This is a genomic window from Ferrovibrio sp. GW821-FHT12B10, from assembly GCF_058807515.1.
Map to the genome: position 1 here is coordinate 1,966,811 of NZ_JBXAQT010000001.1, position 15,765 is coordinate 1,982,575.

Below are 15,765 nucleotides of genomic sequence, written 5' to 3' on the forward strand. Positions count from 1 at the left end.
GAAGTTCAACCTTCAGGCGGCCTGCCGATGATTAACCGGTTAATTTGCGGGCGGCTGGAAGCTGGCGGGAGCCTTGTCGATCACGCGGCTGCCGCGGCGCTGGATTTCCAGCACGGCCAGGCCGCGCTGCACCAGCCCGTCGCTGCGGAAACGGAAAATCCCGTCATAACCGGCAAAGCCGTCGGGGTTGGTCATCGCGGCATCGCTGAACATATCGGTGCCGGTCGGGCCGCGGGCCAGGATGCCGACCAGGGCGGTCGCGTCATAGGACAGGCTAGCCAGGCGCGGGGGCCGGCGGCCGAAGCCCTGCTCGAAGCGGCGGCCGAATTCGGCGAACCCTTCGGGGGCCGGGCCTGCATACCAGCCGCCCACCAGGGCGGGTTCGCTGCCCAGCGCCGGGTCGTCCCACAGGCCGGTGCCGAGGAAGCGCGTGGCGCGGGGATCGATGTCGAAGAAAGGCAGCAGCGGCGCCAGTGCCCGCAGGCGCGCACCGCCCTCGGGCAGCAGCAGGGCGTCCACCGGGCGCGGCAGGTTGGGGTCGACACCCTCTACCGGCGGGTCTTCCAGGCTGCGCGCCGGCAGGGCGCGCAGCGAAGTGGCGAAACGCCGCACGATGGGAGTGAGGTCCGGGGTGTCGCCGGGATAGCGCTCCTGCTTCAGCAATTGCGCGCCGCTCTGGCTGGCGGCGCTTTCGGCGGCCTGCGCCACGGCGGTGCCATAGGCGGAATCCGGAGCCAGCAGCGCCAGCCGCGTCATGCCCTTGCCACGCGCATAGGCGACCACGCGCTCGATCTGCTGGTCCGGCGTGAAGCCGAGCAGGAAGACGCCGCCGCCGGCCACGCTGCGGTCGGTGGAGAAGCTGAGAACCTTCACATTGCGCAGGCGGGCGACATTCGCCACAGCCGCAGTTTCATTGCCGAAGAGCGGGCCGACGATGACCTGTGCGCCTTCGGCGATCACCTGATTGGCGGCGATCGCCGCCTTCTCGGGCTGGCCTTCGGTATCGCGCGGCACCAGCAGCAGGCGGTCGTCGGCGAGGTCGAACAGCGCCAGCTGGGCGGCATCGAACAGGGCGCGGCCCAGGGCGGCATTCGGTCCGCTAAGCGGCACCAGGAAGCCGATCCGGATGGCGTCGACGCTGGGCGGACGCAGGGCCGGGGCGGAGGGTAGTGGCAGGGTCTCGATTGCCACCGACGGGATGGCGGCGGGCAAGGGGGCTGGTTGCGCCGAACCGGCAGGAACGGTATTCGCTTGGGTCTGCACGGGCGCGCCGGGCGAGGGCGCCACGCGTTGCGGCGTGCCAGACCCAGGTACCACGCGCTCGATCAGGCCGGGCAGGCCGCCCTGGCTGCCGCTGCCGCTCTGACAGGCGGTCAGAAGCAGCAGGATCGCCACCGCCGGCATGATAGACAGGGGCGAAAGCCCCGCCCTAAGGTAACGCACGCAGCTCATTGCAACGCTCATGACAGACCCGATCCAGCCGCTGCCCGACAATCTTGGGGTCGATGCGGCGCAATTCACTCCCGGCTTATATCTGGTGGCTACCCCCATCGGCAACGCCGCCGACATCACGTTGCGCGCCTTGGCTCTGCTCCGCCACGCCGATCTGGTGGCCTGCGAAGACAGCCGTGTCAGCGGGCCGCTGCTGAAACGATACGGCATTGGCACCCCGCTCTTCCCATATCATGAGCATAATGCGGCGAAAGTGCGACCCCAGCTGCTGGGGAAACTGCAGGCCGGCGCCGTGGTGGCGCTGATTTCCGATGCCGGCACGCCGCTGATCAACGATCCGGGCTACAAGCTGGTGCGCGACTGCATCGCGGCCGGTGTGGCCGTCACCGCCCTGCCGGGCGCCTCGGCCGTGCTGACCGGCCTCAGTCTGTCCGGTCTGCCCAGCGACCGTTTTTTGTTTGCCGGCTTCCCGCCGCCCAAGGAGGCCGCCCGCCTCAAATGGCTGGCCGAACTGAAATCCGTCCGTGCCACCCTGGTGCTGCTCGAGGGTCCCCAGCGCCTGGCCGACAGCCTGGCCAGCATGGCCAGTGTTTTCGGGCCCCAGCGCGAGGCCGCCGTGGCGCGCGAGTTGACCAAGAAATTCGAGGAAGTGCGGCGCGGCCCGCTGGCCGAACTGGCCGCGCATTATGCCGAGCATGGGCCGCCCAAGGGCGAGATCACCCTGGTGATCGGTCCGCCGCCGGAGGATGGCGCGGAGGCCACCGCCGACGATATGGACAGCGCGCTGCGTGCCGCGATGGCACGTCTGCCGCTTCGTCAGGCCGTCGATGAGGTCGCCACGGTGCTCAACCTCGCACGTAAGCCAGTTTATGCGCGCGCCCTCGAATTGAAGGGCGGGGAATTGCGGGATGGCGACGACGGATAGCAGGCACCGGCGTGGGCGGCGGGGCGAGGCCTGGGCGGTCTGGTGGCTGCGCCTGCAGGGCTATCGCATCCTGGCGCGCAACTGGCGGCATCCGCTGGGTGAAATCGACATCCTGGCCCGGCGCGGCCGGCTGCTGGTTGCCGTGGAAGTGAAGGCCCGTGACACTTTCATGCAGGCGGCCGAGGCGGTACGCCTGCAGCAGCGCCATCGCATTGCCAATGCGGCTGCGGTATTCTTGGCGCAGCAGGCGGATGCGGCGATTCTGTCGCTGCGGTTCGACGCCATGCTGCTGGTGCCACGGCGCTGGCCCCATCATATCCGCGATGCGTGGCGGCCATGATGGTTTGAGCGAGTGACGACCGACTTAGACTGGGAGATACCCGTGCGTTTGAAGACTGCTAGCCGTTTCGTTCTTTACGCCGCCCTGCTGGCCCTTACCGCTCCTATGCTCTCGGGATGCATCGGCGCCGCCATCGGCGCGGGCGCGGCCACCGGCGTGGCTGCCGCCGAAGAGCGCGGCATCAAGAATGCCGGCAATGACAAGGGCATCCAGATCGCGATCAACGACCGGCTGCTCAAAGAAAACCAGTATCTCTGGCGCAAGCTCTCGATCACCGTCTACGAAGGCCGCGTGCTGCTGACCGGCGTGGTCGGCACCGAATATTCGCGCGACGAGGCGACCCGTCTGGCCTGGGCCGCCACCGATCGCGTCAACGAGGTGATCAACGAGCTGCAGGTCAATCCGTCCGGCGATTTCTTCGATTTTGCCAGCGACGCCTGGATCACCACGCAGCTGCGCACCAAGATCGCCACTGACAAGCAGATCGTTGATATCAACTATTCGATCGAGACGGTGAACGGCACGGTCTATCTGATCGGCATCGGCCAGTCCGACGAGGAGATCACGCGCGTCACCGATCATGCGCGCACGCTGAAGGGCGTGAAGCGCGTCGTCAGCCATGTCTGGCTGAAAACCGATACCCGTCGTCGTCCGGTCTAGGAGAGAAGATGACTGATCGCGCGGCAATCGAGATGGCTTTGAAGGCGCTCGGGGCCGCGCCTGACGACGGCATCGACATTGCCGAGGCGGCGCTGCTGCTGGCGGCGCTGGATCGTCCGGGTCTCGACCTGACACCCTATCGTCGTCATCTCGCCGATATCGCTGCCGCGCTCAGCCGCATGGATGCCGATACGGAAGCGGCGCCGCGCGCCATGGCGCTGGCCGGCGTGCTGAGTCTGGAATTCGGTTACCGCGGCGACACCGAGTCCTATGACGATCCACAGAATGCCGATCTGATCCGTGTGATCGACCGCCGCATGGGCCTGCCGGTCAGTCTAGGCGTTCTCTACATCTTCGCGGCGCGCGCGCAGTCCTGGCCGGTAGCCGGTATTGATTTTCCTGGCCATTTCCTCATCCGGCTGGAGGGCGAGGACGGCATGCTGGTGCTCGATCCTTTCCATGGCGGGCGCATCGCGGCACCACCGGAAATGACCGATCTGCTGCGCCGCGTGGGCGGCGGCGAGGAAGTGCGGCCCGAACATGTCCGTGTCATGACGGGGCGCGAGGTACTTCTGCGCCTGCAGAACAATATCAAGGGCAGGGCCTGGCGCGCGGGCGATGTCGAGCGCACGGCGGAAATACTGCAGCGCATGCTGCTGGTGGCGCCGAATTTCGCGCCGGCCTGGCGCGAGCTGGGCGTGGTCGAGGGCAAGCTCGGCCGCATCCGCCAGTCCATTGCCGCCACCGAGCGTTTTCTCATGCTGGCCGGGGATGAGGCGGCGAGCCTTGAGGCCGAGGCCTTCCTGCGCCACATTCGGCTGCAGCTGAATTAAGGTTTTTACAAAAAAGGACTGTGCCATGGCCCTCAAGGTGGCGATCCAGATGGACCCCATCGAAAGTATCGATTTCGATGGCGACAGCACTTTCGTGCTGGGCCTCGAGGCCGAGGCGCGCGGCTATACTCTGGTGCATTACCTGGCCAAGGACCTGAGCTTTCGTGACGGCAAGGTGCTGGCGCGCGCGCGCCCGATGAAGCTGCGGCACGAGCGCGGCAACCATTTCACCTTGGGGGAACCGGCGCTGATCGACCTGGCCGATATGGACGTGGTGCTGATGCGTCAGGATCCGCCGTTTGACATGTCCTACATCACGGCGACGCATATCCTGCAGCATATTCACCCCAAGACGCTCGTGGTGAACAATCCGGTCGCCGTGCGCAACGCGCCCGAGAAGCTGTATGTCACGCATTTCGATGGCGTGATGCCGCCGACCCTGATCTCGTCGGACATGGAAACCATCAAGGCCTTCCGCGACGAGCACAAGGACATCATCCTCAAGCCGCTATTTGGCAATGGCGGCGCCGGCGTGTTTCATCTCAAGCCCGATGACGAGAATCTCGGTTCGCTGCTCGAGATGTTCACCAAGCTCAGCCGCGAGCCCGTGATCGTGCAGAAATACCTGCCTGAGGTGCGCCAGGGTGACAAGCGCATCATCCTGATCGACGGCCGTCCGGTCGGCGCGGTCAACCGTGTGCCGGCGGCGGGCGAGGCGCGCTCCAACATGCATGTCGGCGGGCGTCCGGAAAAGATCGGCCTGACGGCGCGCGAGCGCGAGATCTGCGACATCATCGGTCCGCATCTGAAGCGCGAGGGCCTGATCTTTGTCGGCATCGATGTGATTGGCGATTATCTCACGGAAATCAACGTGACATCCCCCACCGGCCTGCAGCAGATCAACCGTTTCGATGGTGTGAAGCTGGAAGCAGAGATCTGGGACGCCATTGAGGATGCGCTTAGCCGTCGGGTGATGGCGTAAGCCACGTTAAAGTCACAGGAACCCAGGTTGGGCGGTTGGGGTTTTCCTTCTACGCAAAGGAGGAAGCACCATGCGCAAATTCCTGACTGCCGCTGTCGTCATCGCGGCTCCCCTCATGCTGGCCGCCTGTGCCAGCCCGGCCCCGCAGCCCCAGACAGTGATCGTCGATCCGCCGCCGCAGCGAGCCATCGTGCAGCCGGGTCAGGCCGTGGTCGTGCCGCCGGGCAGCACGGTCCGCACCTGCCCGCCGGGTTACACCACCTGCTAAACGGTCTGGCGTCTGAATACATAGGCGTCGGGACTGCATAGAAACCAACGCCGCTGCCCTTAAAACGGGCGGCGGCGACACCGGTCCTCACCATCAGATTGGGCGGGCAGATGTGGTGAGGATTTTGGCCGTGACATTCCCCGATGCTTTGCTATTGTCCGCCGCCAATACCGGCTCGGCCGGACAAGGCCAAGCGGGTTGGGGGACAAAGACCGGTGGCGTCAGGGGCGTTCCTTTCATTGCAGGACGTTGAGCGTCTGCTGGCGGATCCATCGCCGGCGGCACGCCGCGACACGGCTGCGAAAGTGGCGCTTGCTTGGTCGCAGCCGGCCCTGACGCCGACCGAACGCCAGCTCGCCGAAGCCATCGTCACGGCCCTGGCGCGGGATGCCGAAGCCACGGTGCGGCAGACTCTTTCCGAGCATCTGAAAGACCATGCGGCCCTGCCCCGCGGCATCGCGCTGAAGCTGGCGCGTGACGTGGCGGCAGTCGCCACCCCGCTGCTGCAATTCTCCCCCGTCTTCACCGATGCCGACCTGATCGAGCTGGTGCAGGCCGTGTCGCCGCTGCACCAGGGCGCCATCGCCGGCCGCCGCACCATCTCGCCGGCGCTGTCCGATGCGCTGGTCTGCCATGGCGCCGAACCCGCCGTGGCGATCCTGCTGTCCAATCGCGGCGCCCAGGTCAGCGCGATGATGATGGAGCGCGCGCTTGATCGCTTCCCCGACAGCCGCGGCGTGGGCGATGCGCTGGCCCGGCATCCGCAGTTGCCGCCGAAATTCGCCGCCCGCCTGATCGCGCAGGTGTCGGTTGCGCTGCGCGATGCCCTGGTGACGCGGTACCAGATTCCACCCGCCATGGCCGCCGACCTGATGATGCAGTTGCGCGAGCGCAGCCTGCTGGGCCTGACCGGTGATGGCGCCGAACCGCTGGCCCTGGCCGACCTGGTCGCCGATCTGCAGAAGCGCGGCCAGCTCACGGCCACCCTGATCCTGCGCGCTCTGGCCGGTGGCGATCTTGCCTTCTTCGAACAGGCGATGGCGCAAAGCGCCGGCATCTCGCTGCAAAATGTGCGCCTACTGATCTATGATCCGGGCCGCCGCGGCCTGACCGCGCTGTATCAGCGCATCGGCCTGCCCAGCGACTATTTCCGCATGACCGAAGCGATCATCGATCTGGCGCGCGGCTTCGACTTCCTGCGCGGCACGGTCGAGCGCGCCGAATTCGCCGATGTGGTGATCGGTATGATGCTGGCCGATTACGCCATCCTGTGGGACCCGCAGGAGCAGCGCTGGCTCACGCGCAGGCGCAGCCGCGCGCAGGCGGCCCAGCGCATGGCCGCTGCCGCCGCTTAAAGAAATCGTTTTCTAGAATGAGGCCCCGGTCCGGCTGGACGGGAAGGTGACGGTGATCAGCGTGCCGCGACCAGGCGCGCTGTCGATGGCAATGCGGCCCTGATGGGCCAGCACGAAGGCCCGCACCAGTGACAGCCCCAGACCAACGCCGCCGTAATTGCGGCTGAGCTGGCTGTCGGCCTGTTCGAAGGCATCGAAGATGCGCTTGTGGTCTCCAGGCGCAATGCCGATGCCACGGTCGCGCACCGCCAGCGACAGTTCGCGGCTGTCGGCGTCGTAGCAGGCCGAGACCTGCACCGGCACGCCTGACGGCGAGAATTTCAGTGCGTTGCCGATCAGGTTAATCATGATCTGTCGCACCAGCCGCGGGTCGGCATGCAGCGGTGGCAGGTCGTCGGGCACGTCGAGGCGGGTGGCATGCACATCGCGGCCGTAATGCGAGGTGGCCAGCCGTGCTGAGATCTGCAGTTCTTCATCCAGCATCACCGGCTGTTCATTCAGAACGATCTGGTTGGCCTCGATGCGCGCCAGATCCAGGATGTCGTCGATCACGCCCAGCAGATGCCGGGCGCTGCCGTTGATGTCGACCAGATACTCGTCGTATTTCTCCGGTGCATTGCCGAACAGCTTTTTCTGCACGATGTCGGAAAAGCCGATGATGGCGTTCAGCGGCGTGCGCAGCTCGTGGCTCATATTGGCCAGGAAAGTCGATTTGGCCTGGCTGGCGCGCTGGGCCGCGTCGCGCGCATCCGACACCTGACGGAACAGATCCTCCAGCCGGGTATTCTGCTGCTGCAGCTGGGCGGAGGCCTGTTGCTGTTCGGTGGTGTCGATGACGATCAGTGCTTGATCGTTATGTGGCGTGATGCGACGGCTGATCTGCACCCAGCGCCCGTTCGGCAGCTGGAGCGTGCCGCCGGCAATCTGGCTGGTCAGCAGCGCATCGGGCAGGCCGGCGTTGCGCAGCAGTGCATCGAGGCTGACGCCGCGCTGCAGCTGCGCTTCGTCCAGGCCCAGGATGCGCGGCAGGCGGCTGTTCCACAACTGCAGCCGGCCCTGCGGGTCGAGGAAGGCGAAGGCCTCGGTGCTTTCGGCGATGTCGAGCAGCTCGGCTTGAGCGCTGCGGATGCGTTCGTAGAGCGCGGTATTTTCTTCATGCAGGCGGCGATTGCGCCGGATCACGCCGTTGACGATGCGGTTGGTCATGATCATCGCGGCCGTGAACAGCGTCGAAGCCACTGCCATGGCAACCGTCACCGGCGTTCCCTGCAGCAGGAAATGCGTGATGAAAGGCCCGGCAATGGTCAGCATGAAGACCAGCGCGGCGCGCGGCACCACGGCTAGCGTCGCGGCAGAACCAGCAATCATGCCAGCGGCCACCATCACCACGAGCAACTGATATTCCTGCGCGAGATAGGGCAGGAACAGCGCCGAAGCGCCCCACGAGGCGCCGGAAAAGGCTGCGCTGACGATGTCGAACCGGCGCAGGCGCTGGGAGCGTTCGGGATTGCGCGGCTTGCCGCTTTCGCCAAGCCAGCGATACATCATCGCGGCAAAAGTGATGGCATGCAGCAGCCACCAGGCGATCAGCCAGCGCAGTTCGATCTCGCCATGCAGCAGCAACGCGATGGCGGTGACATTGATGAGGGTGACGCCCGCGTTGATCGGCACCACCTGGCGGAAACTGATCGGAGCGTTGGCGCGGCTGCGGCTCTGTTGGGCGCTGTCCTGTTCCCGCGACCACTGCTCGTCCCGCGCAGGCGGCGGAACGGCCATGGTTGTATCGGGTTTGACAGTCTCGGACATGCCGGCGAGTTTTCCCCTCGCCGTTACTCAACCGGAAATATAGTGAGAGCGCAACCGGTTTGACTTACCAGCCGTTCACGCGATCCCATTCGTCGACGACGGTGGTGCCGCCATCGGTGACATAATAGCGATCATACATCGCACCGGTCATGCAGATGTGGTTGGTCAGCACACGTAGGCGGCTGCCAGGCGGAAAGGCTGAGAAATCAAGCGGCGCAACCTGCGGTCCGCCGACAAGGCCATGTTCCTGATGCACGTCATGGATGCTGAGGCCCGGCAGAGGCATTCCTTCTGCGGGACGACAGACGCGGCCGTAGCCGGTGCCGGGGCTGTGCTGGTTGGCACCGGTATCCTTTGACAGGGCCAGGCCGCCAGCATCGATCAGCACATGATTGCGCTGCGGATGATGGCTGACCACCGAGGCCAGCACCGATACAGCGATGTCATCCATCTTGCAGCTGCCCAAGCCAGCCTGGAACAGATCGAAGAATACAAAATTGCCCGGGCGCATCTCGGTGATGCCATCCAGATGCCTGGCGAACAGCGCTGTCGGCGTCGAGCCCACCGAGACGATCCCACAAGTGAATCCCGCCTCGCGCAGCCGCGTCGCGGCCAGCACGGCGGCGGTGCGCTCTTCTTCGGCGATGCGCTCGATCTCAGGAATGCTTTTCGCACCATAGGAATGGCCGGCATGGGTCAGCACGCCGGCAAGCTGCGTGCCCGGCTGGGACAATGCGGTTGCCAGCGGCAGCAGCTCCGGCGCATTCGGCAGGATGCCGGCGCGGCCCAGGCCGCAGTCGATCTTGATCAGGGTGCGAAAGACGATGCCCAACTCGCGACCCTTGGCGGCGACCGCCCCGGCGATCGCGAGATTGTCGGTGATGATCTTGAGGTCGACGCCATCCTTCATGATGGCAGCCACCTGCACCAGCTTTTGCGGCGCGATGGGCACGGCATAGGTGATGTCGCGGAAGCCGGCCTTGGCGAAATAGGCGGCCTCGGCCAACGTAGAGACGGTGAGCGGCCCCTTTGCGCCGCCATGGCACAGCTCGGCTACCTTCACGGATTTCGCGGTCTTCAGATGTGGCCGCAGCGTCACCTTCAGCACCTCGGCGCGCGTCCGCATGCGGGCGATATTACGCAGCAGGCGCTGGCGATCCAGCAGCAGGACGGGCGTGGGCAAGTCGTCGAGGGTCATGGGCATGACTGCTTATGAGCGGGGTGCGAGAATGAGCTGGGTCTGGGTCACCACGGCGGCCAGCTTGCCGTCGTTGCGGGTGATGCGGGTCTGCCAGACCATGGTGGTCTTGCCGCGATGCAGTGGCGTGCATTCTGCTTTCGCCGTGTCGCCAGCGGGAATGGCGGCGAAGAAGTTGGTCTTGCTTTCGATCGTCGTGGTGCTGAAGCCCTCGCCCAGATTGGCGACGGTGGCCACGGCGCCCAGCGTATCGGCAAAGGCCATCACCGCGCCGCCATGAAGCACGGCCGGTCGTGTGCACAGATCGGGCCGCACCGGCAGTTCGGCGATCACCTTCTCGGGCGCCACGCTGACGATGCGCAGGCCCATCAGGTCGGAAAACGGCAGGTTGGTCAGGTCGGACATGCCCTGCGACTCCGGATTCACTTCATCAGTTCGTAGGGCCCGCCGGACTTGAGCGCGCGCTGGTAGGCCGGCCGCGCATGGATGCGGGCGAGGAAATCGTGGATCGGTTTGTGGCCGTCGCCCAGATTGGCGCGCGAGACCGCAGCTTCGAGCGGGAAGCTCATCATGATGTCGGCGGCGGTGAAGTCGCTGCCGGCGAACCAGCCGCCATTCTTGGCCAGTTCGCTGCTCCAGTACTGGGCATGCTGGGACAGCTGCGGGTCAATCAGCGTTGCCTGCGCCTTGCCGGCCACGATGTTGATGATCGGCCGCAGCAGGCCGGGCACATTCCTGGGCAGTCGCAGGAAGATCAGCTTGAGCAGCAGCAGCGGCATGGCCGAGCCTTCGGCGTAATGCAGCCAGTAGGTGAATCGGCGCTTCTCTGCCGTGCCGGCCGCCGGCGCCAGGCGGCCGTTGCCATAGGTTTCGAGCAGGTATTCGACGATGGCGCCGGTCTCGGCGATGGTCTGGTCGCCGCTGGTGATCGCGGGATCGGCGATCACCGGCGACTTGCCGAGCGGATGGATCTTTCGCAGCTCGGCCGGCGCGCGCATGTCAGGGCCGCGCTGGTAATGCACCACCTGATAGGGCACACCCAGTTCTTCCAGCAGCCAGAGCACACGCTGCGAGCGGGAGTTGTTCAGGTGATGGACGGTGATCATGGCGGCGGTCCTGATTGTTGGCCTGACTGTCGATAGAGGGCCGTCAATCTACCATCGGCGCACAGAGCCGGATAGCACCCGTCTGCGGGAATGCGGCCGGCCCCTGGATAACAAAGAGGGGCCGGCCGTTTGCTTATGCCAGTTGCAGGTCGGCCGCGAAGCTGCGGTCCAGTCCCATGCCTTGTGCCGCCATCTGCTCGGCTGCCAGAGCCGTGCGGATTGACGGCCGTCGCAGATGCGTCGCCAGATACTGCGCCAGCTTGGGGAAACGGGCGGCATCGATGCGATAGCCGAGATAGTGGTAGTTGATCAGATTCGATACCGTGGCGATGTCGGCGATCCCGAATTGCCCACCGGCCAGATACGGGCCATCCAGCACGCTTTCCAGATAGCCGAAATGTTTCGGCATGGCGGCCTGCAGGATCGTATCGATCACGCTCTGGTCGGTCTCCTGCTTCAGGATGCCAGGCCGGATCACCTTCTGGAAGAACAGGCCATGGATCACGTCGCGGAAAATCGTGCCATCGGCGAATTCCTCGAACCACAGCGCTTGCACATAGCTGTTGGTATCCTGCGGATAGAGCGGCGGGTTGGGATGGGTCCGCTCCAGATAGGCGCAGATCACGGATGAATCATGCAGGTGCAGGTCACCGGCGGTCATCACTGGAATCTTGCCGGTTGGGCTCAGGCGATCCCAGCCTGGGGGCGGGGTGAAGGGGATCACCACTTCGTTCTGATAGGCGATGCCTTTTTCCAGCGCCGCCAGGATGGCCTTGCGGGTATGAACCGAAATCGGCACGCCATAAATCTTCAGCATTACACGTCTCCTCTGGGTGATGGCGATCGGCGATCGCCGTTGAAAAAAGCACAAGGCTTCCTGCCCGGCGATGCGGGATCGCCGGTTCAAGATTTTTTCTGTTTGCTGTCGGTTATGCCGGTGCGGTCACCGCGCTGCTCACCGGGAACTGGATTTCCACCACCGACTCGTCTTCATCCGGCCGGATGAAGGGCAGTTCGAGAAACACCTCGCGGCTCGGGCCGGCGATGGCATAGCCGTTGGCTTCCATCCACAGGCCGAGTGCGCCGAAGGCGAGATGGCTCTGATAATTCGGGCCGCGCCGCACCAGCGTCGCCAGTGCGGGCAGGGCCGGCAGTTCCGCCGGCTGCAAATTCATGCCACCCGGCACCGGGACCGGCTTGCTGATCTCGCGATGCAGGGCAAAGCCGATCTCCAGGTCCAGATGTTCATGTTCGAAGGCGGAATGCGCCACCACCACCAGGGCGTCGCGCGCAGTGTCGGGGATGCGGGCGCGCGCCGCCTGCACAATATCGCGCAGGGCAGTCACGGCTTCGTCCATGCTGGCGAAGTCGCGGCGCAGCGATAGCCAGGGCTGGGCGCGTGCCGATTTCACCACCACGTCGTAATCTGCGATGCCGCCTTGCTCGTCGATCTGGCGCAGCCGCGATTCCACCTGGCGCAGGCGGATCGCCTCCTCGCTCAGCGATTGTTCCAACTCCGCCTTGCGCAGAGCCAGCATACCGCGGATCTCTTCGGCCGAGACTCCGTCCTGCAGCAGGCGCGCCACCTGGTCCAGCGTGAGGCCAAGCTCCTTCAGTGCCAGGATGCGGTTCAGTGCCACCAGCTGCTGCGCCGTGTAGTAGCGATAGCCGGTGGCGGGATCGATCCGCTGCGGGCTCAGCAGGCCGATGCTGTCGTAGTAGCGCAGCAGGCGACCCGATACCTGGGCGAGCTGGGCGAATTCCCCGATCCTGTACAAAAGCCGTCTCCGTGATGGTGCCGATAACCGCAGCCTCCGCTTTGACGCTGCGTCAAGGTCAAGGCGGTTTTTTGAAGATTTAGATGGAATAGGGGCCTAGTCCAAAAAATATGGCGGAATCCGGGCAGGCTCCCTTGACGGTGAGGCGGGGCCTGCTTAAGTGTCTGGCGCTCTCCTAGGGAGAGTGCTAACAATCTGAAGATTTTCGCGGAAAACTGCGATTTCTGATGATTTCAGAATTTATCGATGCGACAGATAATGGAGGATCGCATGAAGTTTCGTCCGCTGCATGACCGGGTGGTCGTTAAGCGCGTGGCCGAGGAAGAGCGTACGGCTGGTGGCATCATCATCCCGGACAGCGCCAAGGAAAAGCCGATGCAGGGCGAGATCATCGCCGTCGGCGCTGGCGCTCGCGATGAAAACGGCAAGGTGCAGCCGCTCGACGTCAAGGTCGGCGACCGCGTGCTGTTCGGCAAGTGGTCGGGCACCGAAGTGAAGCTCGATGGCACGGATCTCCTGATCATGAAGGAATCCGACATCATGGGCATCATCGAAGGCACCGCTGCCAAGAAGTCCAAGGCCGCTTAATCAGCGCCGTACAACCTGCATAAATTCTAAGGAGACATTCACATGGCTGCTAAAGACGTTCGTTTCGGCGCTGACGCGCGTGGCAAGATGCTGCGCGGCGTCGACATCCTCGCCGATGCCGTCAAGGTGACGCTGGGCCCGAAGGGCCGTAACGTCGTTCTCGACAAGTCCTTCGGCGCGCCGCGCATCACCAAGGACGGTGTGACGGTTGCGAAGGAAATCGAGCTGGCTGACAAGTTCGAGAACATGGGCGCCCAGATGGTGCGCGAAGTGGCCTCGAAGGCGAATGACCAGGCCGGTGACGGCACCACCACCGCCACCGTGCTGGCCCAGGCCATCGTGCGCGAAGGCGCCAAGGCCGTTGCCGCCGGCATGAACCCGATGGATCTGAAGCGCGGCATCGACCTCGCTGTGGAAAAGATCGTCGAGGACGTGAAGGCCCGCGCCAAGAAGATTTCCGGCACCAAGGAAATCGCCCAGGTCGGCACCATCTCGGCCAATGGCGATTCCGAAATCGGCAACATGATTGCCAAGGCCATGGAAAAGGTCGGCAACGAGGGCGTCATCACGGTTGAAGAGGCGAAGAGCCTGGAGACCGAGCTGGATGTCGTCGAGGGCATGCAGTTCGACCGCGGTTACCTGTCGCCGTACTTCATCACCAATGCCGAGAAGATGCTCTGCGAGATGGAGAACCCCTACATCCTTCTTCATGAGAAGAAGCTGTCGGGTCTGCAGGCCATGCTGCCGGTGCTGGAAGCCGTCGTGCAGACCGGCCGTCCGCTGCTGATCATCGCCGAAGACGTCGAGGGCGAAGCCCTGGCGACCCTGGTGGTGAACAAGCTGCGCGGTGGTCTGAAGGTTGCCGCCGTCAAGGCGCCGGGCTTCGGCGATCGCCGCAAGGCCATGCTGGAAGACATCGCGATCCTGACCGGTGGTCAGCTGATCTCGGAAGACATCGGCATCAAGCTGGAAAGCGTCACCCTGCAGATGCTGGGCACCGCCAAGAAGGTGTCGATCGACAAGGAGAACACCACCCTCGTCGCCGGCGCCGGCAAGAACAAGGATATCCAGGCTCGCGTGGCCCAGATCAAGGCGCAGATCGAGGAAACCACCTCGGACTACGACCGTGAGAAGCTGCAGGAGCGTCTGGCCAAGCTGGCCGGTGGCGTTGCCGTGATCAAGGTTGGCGGCGCCAGCGAGATCGAGGTGAAGGAGCGCAAGGATCGCGTTGATGACGCGCTGCATGCGACCCGCGCCGCGGTTGAGGAAGGCATCGTGCCGGGCGGTGGTACCGCTCTGCTCTATTCCATCCGCGCCATCGACAAGGTCAAGGTCGACAATGCCGACCAGAAGCACGGCGTGGAAATCATCCGCCGCGCTCTGCAGGCCCCGGTTCGTCAGATCGCCGAGAATGCCGGCGTTGACGGTGCCGTGGTTGCCGGCAAGCTGCTGGAGTCCAAGGACACCAGCTGGGGCTTCAACGCCCAGACCGAAGAATACACCGACCTGGTGAAGGCCGGCGTCATCGACCCCGCGAAGGTCGTGCGCGTCGCGCTGCAGGGCGCTGCTTCGGTGGCCGGCCTGCTGATCACCACCGAGGCCATGGTTGCCGACAAGCCGGAGCCGAAGTCGGCCGGCGGCGGCATGCCGGGCGGCGGCGGCATGGGCGGTATGGGCGGCATGGGTGGCATGGACTTCTAAGTCCAACGCTCTTTCGTTCAGAGCTTACGGAAAGGCCCGGTCGCAAGACCGGGCCTTTTTCATTGCTGTCCATTTTGGCAGCGCCGATGGGTCACCGGATGGTGACCCGCCCTTCAGTCAGTGACTGGTGACTGGCTGATTCACCGGTTCGGAGCGAAATATCCCGCATTGATCCACAGCGGGTAACCCCATGCAAAGACCGTCACCGACCAAAACCGAACGCAGCTTCCCCGAAAGCGAAATCATCGTCAGCAAGACCGACACGAAAGGGCGTATCACCTACGTCAATGACGTGTTTTGCAAGGTTGGGCTGTATCATGAAAAAGATGTTCTGGGTCAGCCGCAAAGCATCCTGCGCCATCCAGATATGCCGTGTGCTGTTTTTCGCCTGCTGTGGGAACGCATCCAACGCGGCCATGAAATCTTTGCTTATGTGAAGAACCTGGCCAAGAACGGCGACTACTACTGGGTTCTCGCTCATGTTACGCCGAATGAGGATCTGAACGGCCGCGTCGATGGTTATCATTGCAACCGCCGTGCATCGGATCGTGATGCGATCGCCCAGATCGAGCCGCTCTATGCCCGCCTCCTGGCGGAAGAATCCAGGCATTCCGATCGCGCCCATGGCGTGCAGGCCTCGCTCGCGCTCCTGGAAAGCATTCTCCAAGAACGGGGGCAGGGCTACGACGAATTCGTCCTTGGCCTGGCCGCGAGAAGCAACTGAATCATGGATGCGCGGTGTCACGGCAAGGCATGCCAGCAGATTGAGGCAG

At 64.4% G+C, this 15,765-nt stretch carries 17 protein-coding genes; 10 read left to right on the top strand and 7 right to left on the bottom strand.

All coding sequences use genetic code 11. The features are described from left to right. Positions 1 to 39 precede the first annotated feature (39 nt). Entirely contained in the window at positions 40 to 1,395 is a 1,356-nt protein-coding gene (locus AC1RRT_RS10040; protein WP_493013653.1) for a penicillin-binding protein activator, read from the bottom strand. Positions 1,396 to 1,462: 67 nt separating this feature from the next. Here AC1RRT_RS10040 and rsmI point away from each other — a divergent pair, with 67 nt between their 5' ends. The 7 genes from rsmI to AC1RRT_RS10075 all read left to right on the top strand — a co-directional run bounded on the left by rsmI (position 1,463) and on the right by AC1RRT_RS10075 (position 6,815). Continuing rightward, positions 1,463 to 2,377, top strand: a complete 915-nt coding sequence (gene rsmI / locus AC1RRT_RS10045) for a 16S rRNA (cytidine(1402)-2'-O)-methyltransferase (RefSeq protein ID WP_493013654.1) — start codon at positions 1,463 to 1,465, stop codon at positions 2,375 to 2,377. Beyond that, positions 2,361 to 2,717 (top strand): YraN family protein, encoded by a 357-nt coding sequence (locus AC1RRT_RS10050; protein WP_493013655.1) that lies wholly within the window; start codon positions 2,361 to 2,363, stop codon positions 2,715 to 2,717. The genes rsmI and AC1RRT_RS10050 overlap by 17 nt, the downstream gene beginning before the upstream one ends. A gap of 42 nt (positions 2,718 to 2,759) precedes the next feature. Further along, complete coding sequence (locus AC1RRT_RS10055; RefSeq protein ID WP_493013656.1) at positions 2,760 to 3,377, top strand: BON domain-containing protein; 618 nt, start codon at positions 2,760 to 2,762, stop codon at positions 3,375 to 3,377. A gap of 8 nt (positions 3,378 to 3,385) precedes the next feature. Further along, positions 3,386 to 4,210, top strand: coding sequence for a SirB1 family protein (locus tag AC1RRT_RS10060; protein ID WP_493013657.1), 825 nt, complete (start codon positions 3,386 to 3,388; stop codon positions 4,208 to 4,210). 25 nt (positions 4,211 to 4,235) lie between these two features. Next, positions 4,236 to 5,192, top strand: a complete 957-nt coding sequence (gshB, locus tag AC1RRT_RS10065) for a glutathione synthase (RefSeq protein WP_493013658.1) — start codon at positions 4,236 to 4,238, stop codon at positions 5,190 to 5,192. Positions 5,193 to 5,262: 70 nt separating this feature from the next. Further along, a complete protein-coding gene (locus AC1RRT_RS10070) occupies positions 5,263 to 5,460 on the top strand; it encodes a hypothetical protein (RefSeq protein WP_493013659.1) in 198 nt (65 codons plus the stop codon). A 239-nt stretch (positions 5,461 to 5,699) separates the two neighbouring features. After that, positions 5,700 to 6,815, top strand: coding sequence for a DUF2336 domain-containing protein (locus tag AC1RRT_RS10075; RefSeq protein ID WP_493013660.1), 1,116 nt, complete (start codon positions 5,700 to 5,702; stop codon positions 6,813 to 6,815). A gap of 12 nt (positions 6,816 to 6,827) precedes the next feature. On the opposite strand, the gene AC1RRT_RS10080 is transcribed toward AC1RRT_RS10075, so the two are convergent. The 6 genes from AC1RRT_RS10080 to AC1RRT_RS10105 form a co-directional block, all read right to left on the bottom strand. Continuing rightward, positions 6,828 to 8,621 (bottom strand): sensor histidine kinase, encoded by a 1,794-nt coding sequence (locus AC1RRT_RS10080; protein ID WP_493013661.1) that lies wholly within the window; start codon positions 8,619 to 8,621, stop codon positions 6,828 to 6,830. Between the two features lie 64 nt (positions 8,622 to 8,685). Then, positions 8,686 to 9,819: an alanine racemase gene (locus AC1RRT_RS10085; RefSeq protein WP_493013662.1), complete on the bottom strand. Its 1,134-nt coding sequence runs from the start codon at positions 9,817 to 9,819 to the stop codon at positions 8,686 to 8,688. A gap of 12 nt (positions 9,820 to 9,831) precedes the next feature. Further along, positions 9,832 to 10,224, bottom strand: a complete 393-nt coding sequence (locus tag AC1RRT_RS10090; protein WP_493013663.1) for a PaaI family thioesterase — start codon at positions 10,222 to 10,224, stop codon at positions 9,832 to 9,834. 17 nt (positions 10,225 to 10,241) lie between these two features. Then, entirely contained in the window at positions 10,242 to 10,925 is a 684-nt protein-coding gene (locus tag AC1RRT_RS10095; RefSeq protein ID WP_493013664.1) for a glutathione S-transferase family protein, read from the bottom strand. Positions 10,926 to 11,058: 133 nt separating this feature from the next. After that, positions 11,059 to 11,742: a glutathione S-transferase family protein gene (locus AC1RRT_RS10100; protein WP_493013665.1), complete on the bottom strand. Its 684-nt coding sequence runs from the start codon at positions 11,740 to 11,742 to the stop codon at positions 11,059 to 11,061. Between the two features lie 112 nt (positions 11,743 to 11,854). Next, on the bottom strand, positions 11,855 to 12,703 hold the full coding sequence (locus AC1RRT_RS10105; RefSeq protein WP_493013666.1) for a MerR family transcriptional regulator: 849 nt from the start codon (positions 12,701 to 12,703) through the stop codon (positions 11,855 to 11,857). 270 nt (positions 12,704 to 12,973) lie between these two features. On the opposite strand from AC1RRT_RS10105, the gene groES reads away from it, so the two are divergent. The 3 genes from groES to AC1RRT_RS10120 all read left to right on the top strand — a co-directional run bounded on the left by groES (position 12,974) and on the right by AC1RRT_RS10120 (position 15,716). Next, positions 12,974 to 13,291, top strand: coding sequence for a co-chaperone GroES (gene groES / locus AC1RRT_RS10110; protein WP_493013667.1), 318 nt, complete (start codon positions 12,974 to 12,976; stop codon positions 13,289 to 13,291). Between the two features lie 42 nt (positions 13,292 to 13,333). Beyond that, complete coding sequence (gene groL / locus AC1RRT_RS10115; RefSeq protein WP_493013668.1) at positions 13,334 to 14,992, top strand: chaperonin GroEL; 1,659 nt, start codon at positions 13,334 to 13,336, stop codon at positions 14,990 to 14,992. Between the two features lie 190 nt (positions 14,993 to 15,182). Further along, positions 15,183 to 15,716 (top strand): PAS domain-containing protein, encoded by a 534-nt coding sequence (locus tag AC1RRT_RS10120; RefSeq protein ID WP_493013669.1) that lies wholly within the window; start codon positions 15,183 to 15,185, stop codon positions 15,714 to 15,716. Positions 15,717 to 15,765 lie beyond the last annotated feature (49 nt).

Coding starts and splice junctions, on each gene's coding strand:
- groES (WP_493013667.1), top strand. CDS start 12,974: ATGAAGTTTCGTCCGCTGCATGACCGGGTGGTCGTTAAGCGCGTGGCC.
- AC1RRT_RS10070 (WP_493013659.1), top strand. CDS start 5,263: ATGCGCAAATTCCTGACTGCCGCTGTCGTCATCGCGGCTCCCCTCATG.
- AC1RRT_RS10085 (WP_493013662.1), bottom strand. CDS start 9,819: ATGACCCTCGACGACTTGCCCACGCCCGTCCTGCTGCTGGATCGCCAG.
- AC1RRT_RS10090 (WP_493013663.1), bottom strand. CDS start 10,224: ATGTCCGACCTGACCAACCTGCCGTTTTCCGACCTGATGGGCCTGCGC.
- groL (WP_493013668.1), top strand. CDS start 13,334: ATGGCTGCTAAAGACGTTCGTTTCGGCGCTGACGCGCGTGGCAAGATG.
- AC1RRT_RS10100 (WP_493013665.1), bottom strand. CDS start 11,742: ATGCTGAAGATTTATGGCGTGCCGATTTCGGTTCATACCCGCAAGGCC.
- AC1RRT_RS10050 (WP_493013655.1), top strand. CDS start 2,361: ATGGCGACGACGGATAGCAGGCACCGGCGTGGGCGGCGGGGCGAGGCC.
- AC1RRT_RS10080 (WP_493013661.1), bottom strand. CDS start 8,621: ATGTCCGAGACTGTCAAACCCGATACAACCATGGCCGTTCCGCCGCCT.
- gshB (WP_493013658.1), top strand. CDS start 4,236: ATGGCCCTCAAGGTGGCGATCCAGATGGACCCCATCGAAAGTATCGAT.
- AC1RRT_RS10095 (WP_493013664.1), bottom strand. CDS start 10,925: ATGATCACCGTCCATCACCTGAACAACTCCCGCTCGCAGCGTGTGCTC.
- rsmI (WP_493013654.1), top strand. CDS start 1,463: ATGACAGACCCGATCCAGCCGCTGCCCGACAATCTTGGGGTCGATGCG.
- AC1RRT_RS10060 (WP_493013657.1), top strand. CDS start 3,386: ATGACTGATCGCGCGGCAATCGAGATGGCTTTGAAGGCGCTCGGGGCC.
- AC1RRT_RS10120 (WP_493013669.1), top strand. CDS start 15,183: ATGCAAAGACCGTCACCGACCAAAACCGAACGCAGCTTCCCCGAAAGC.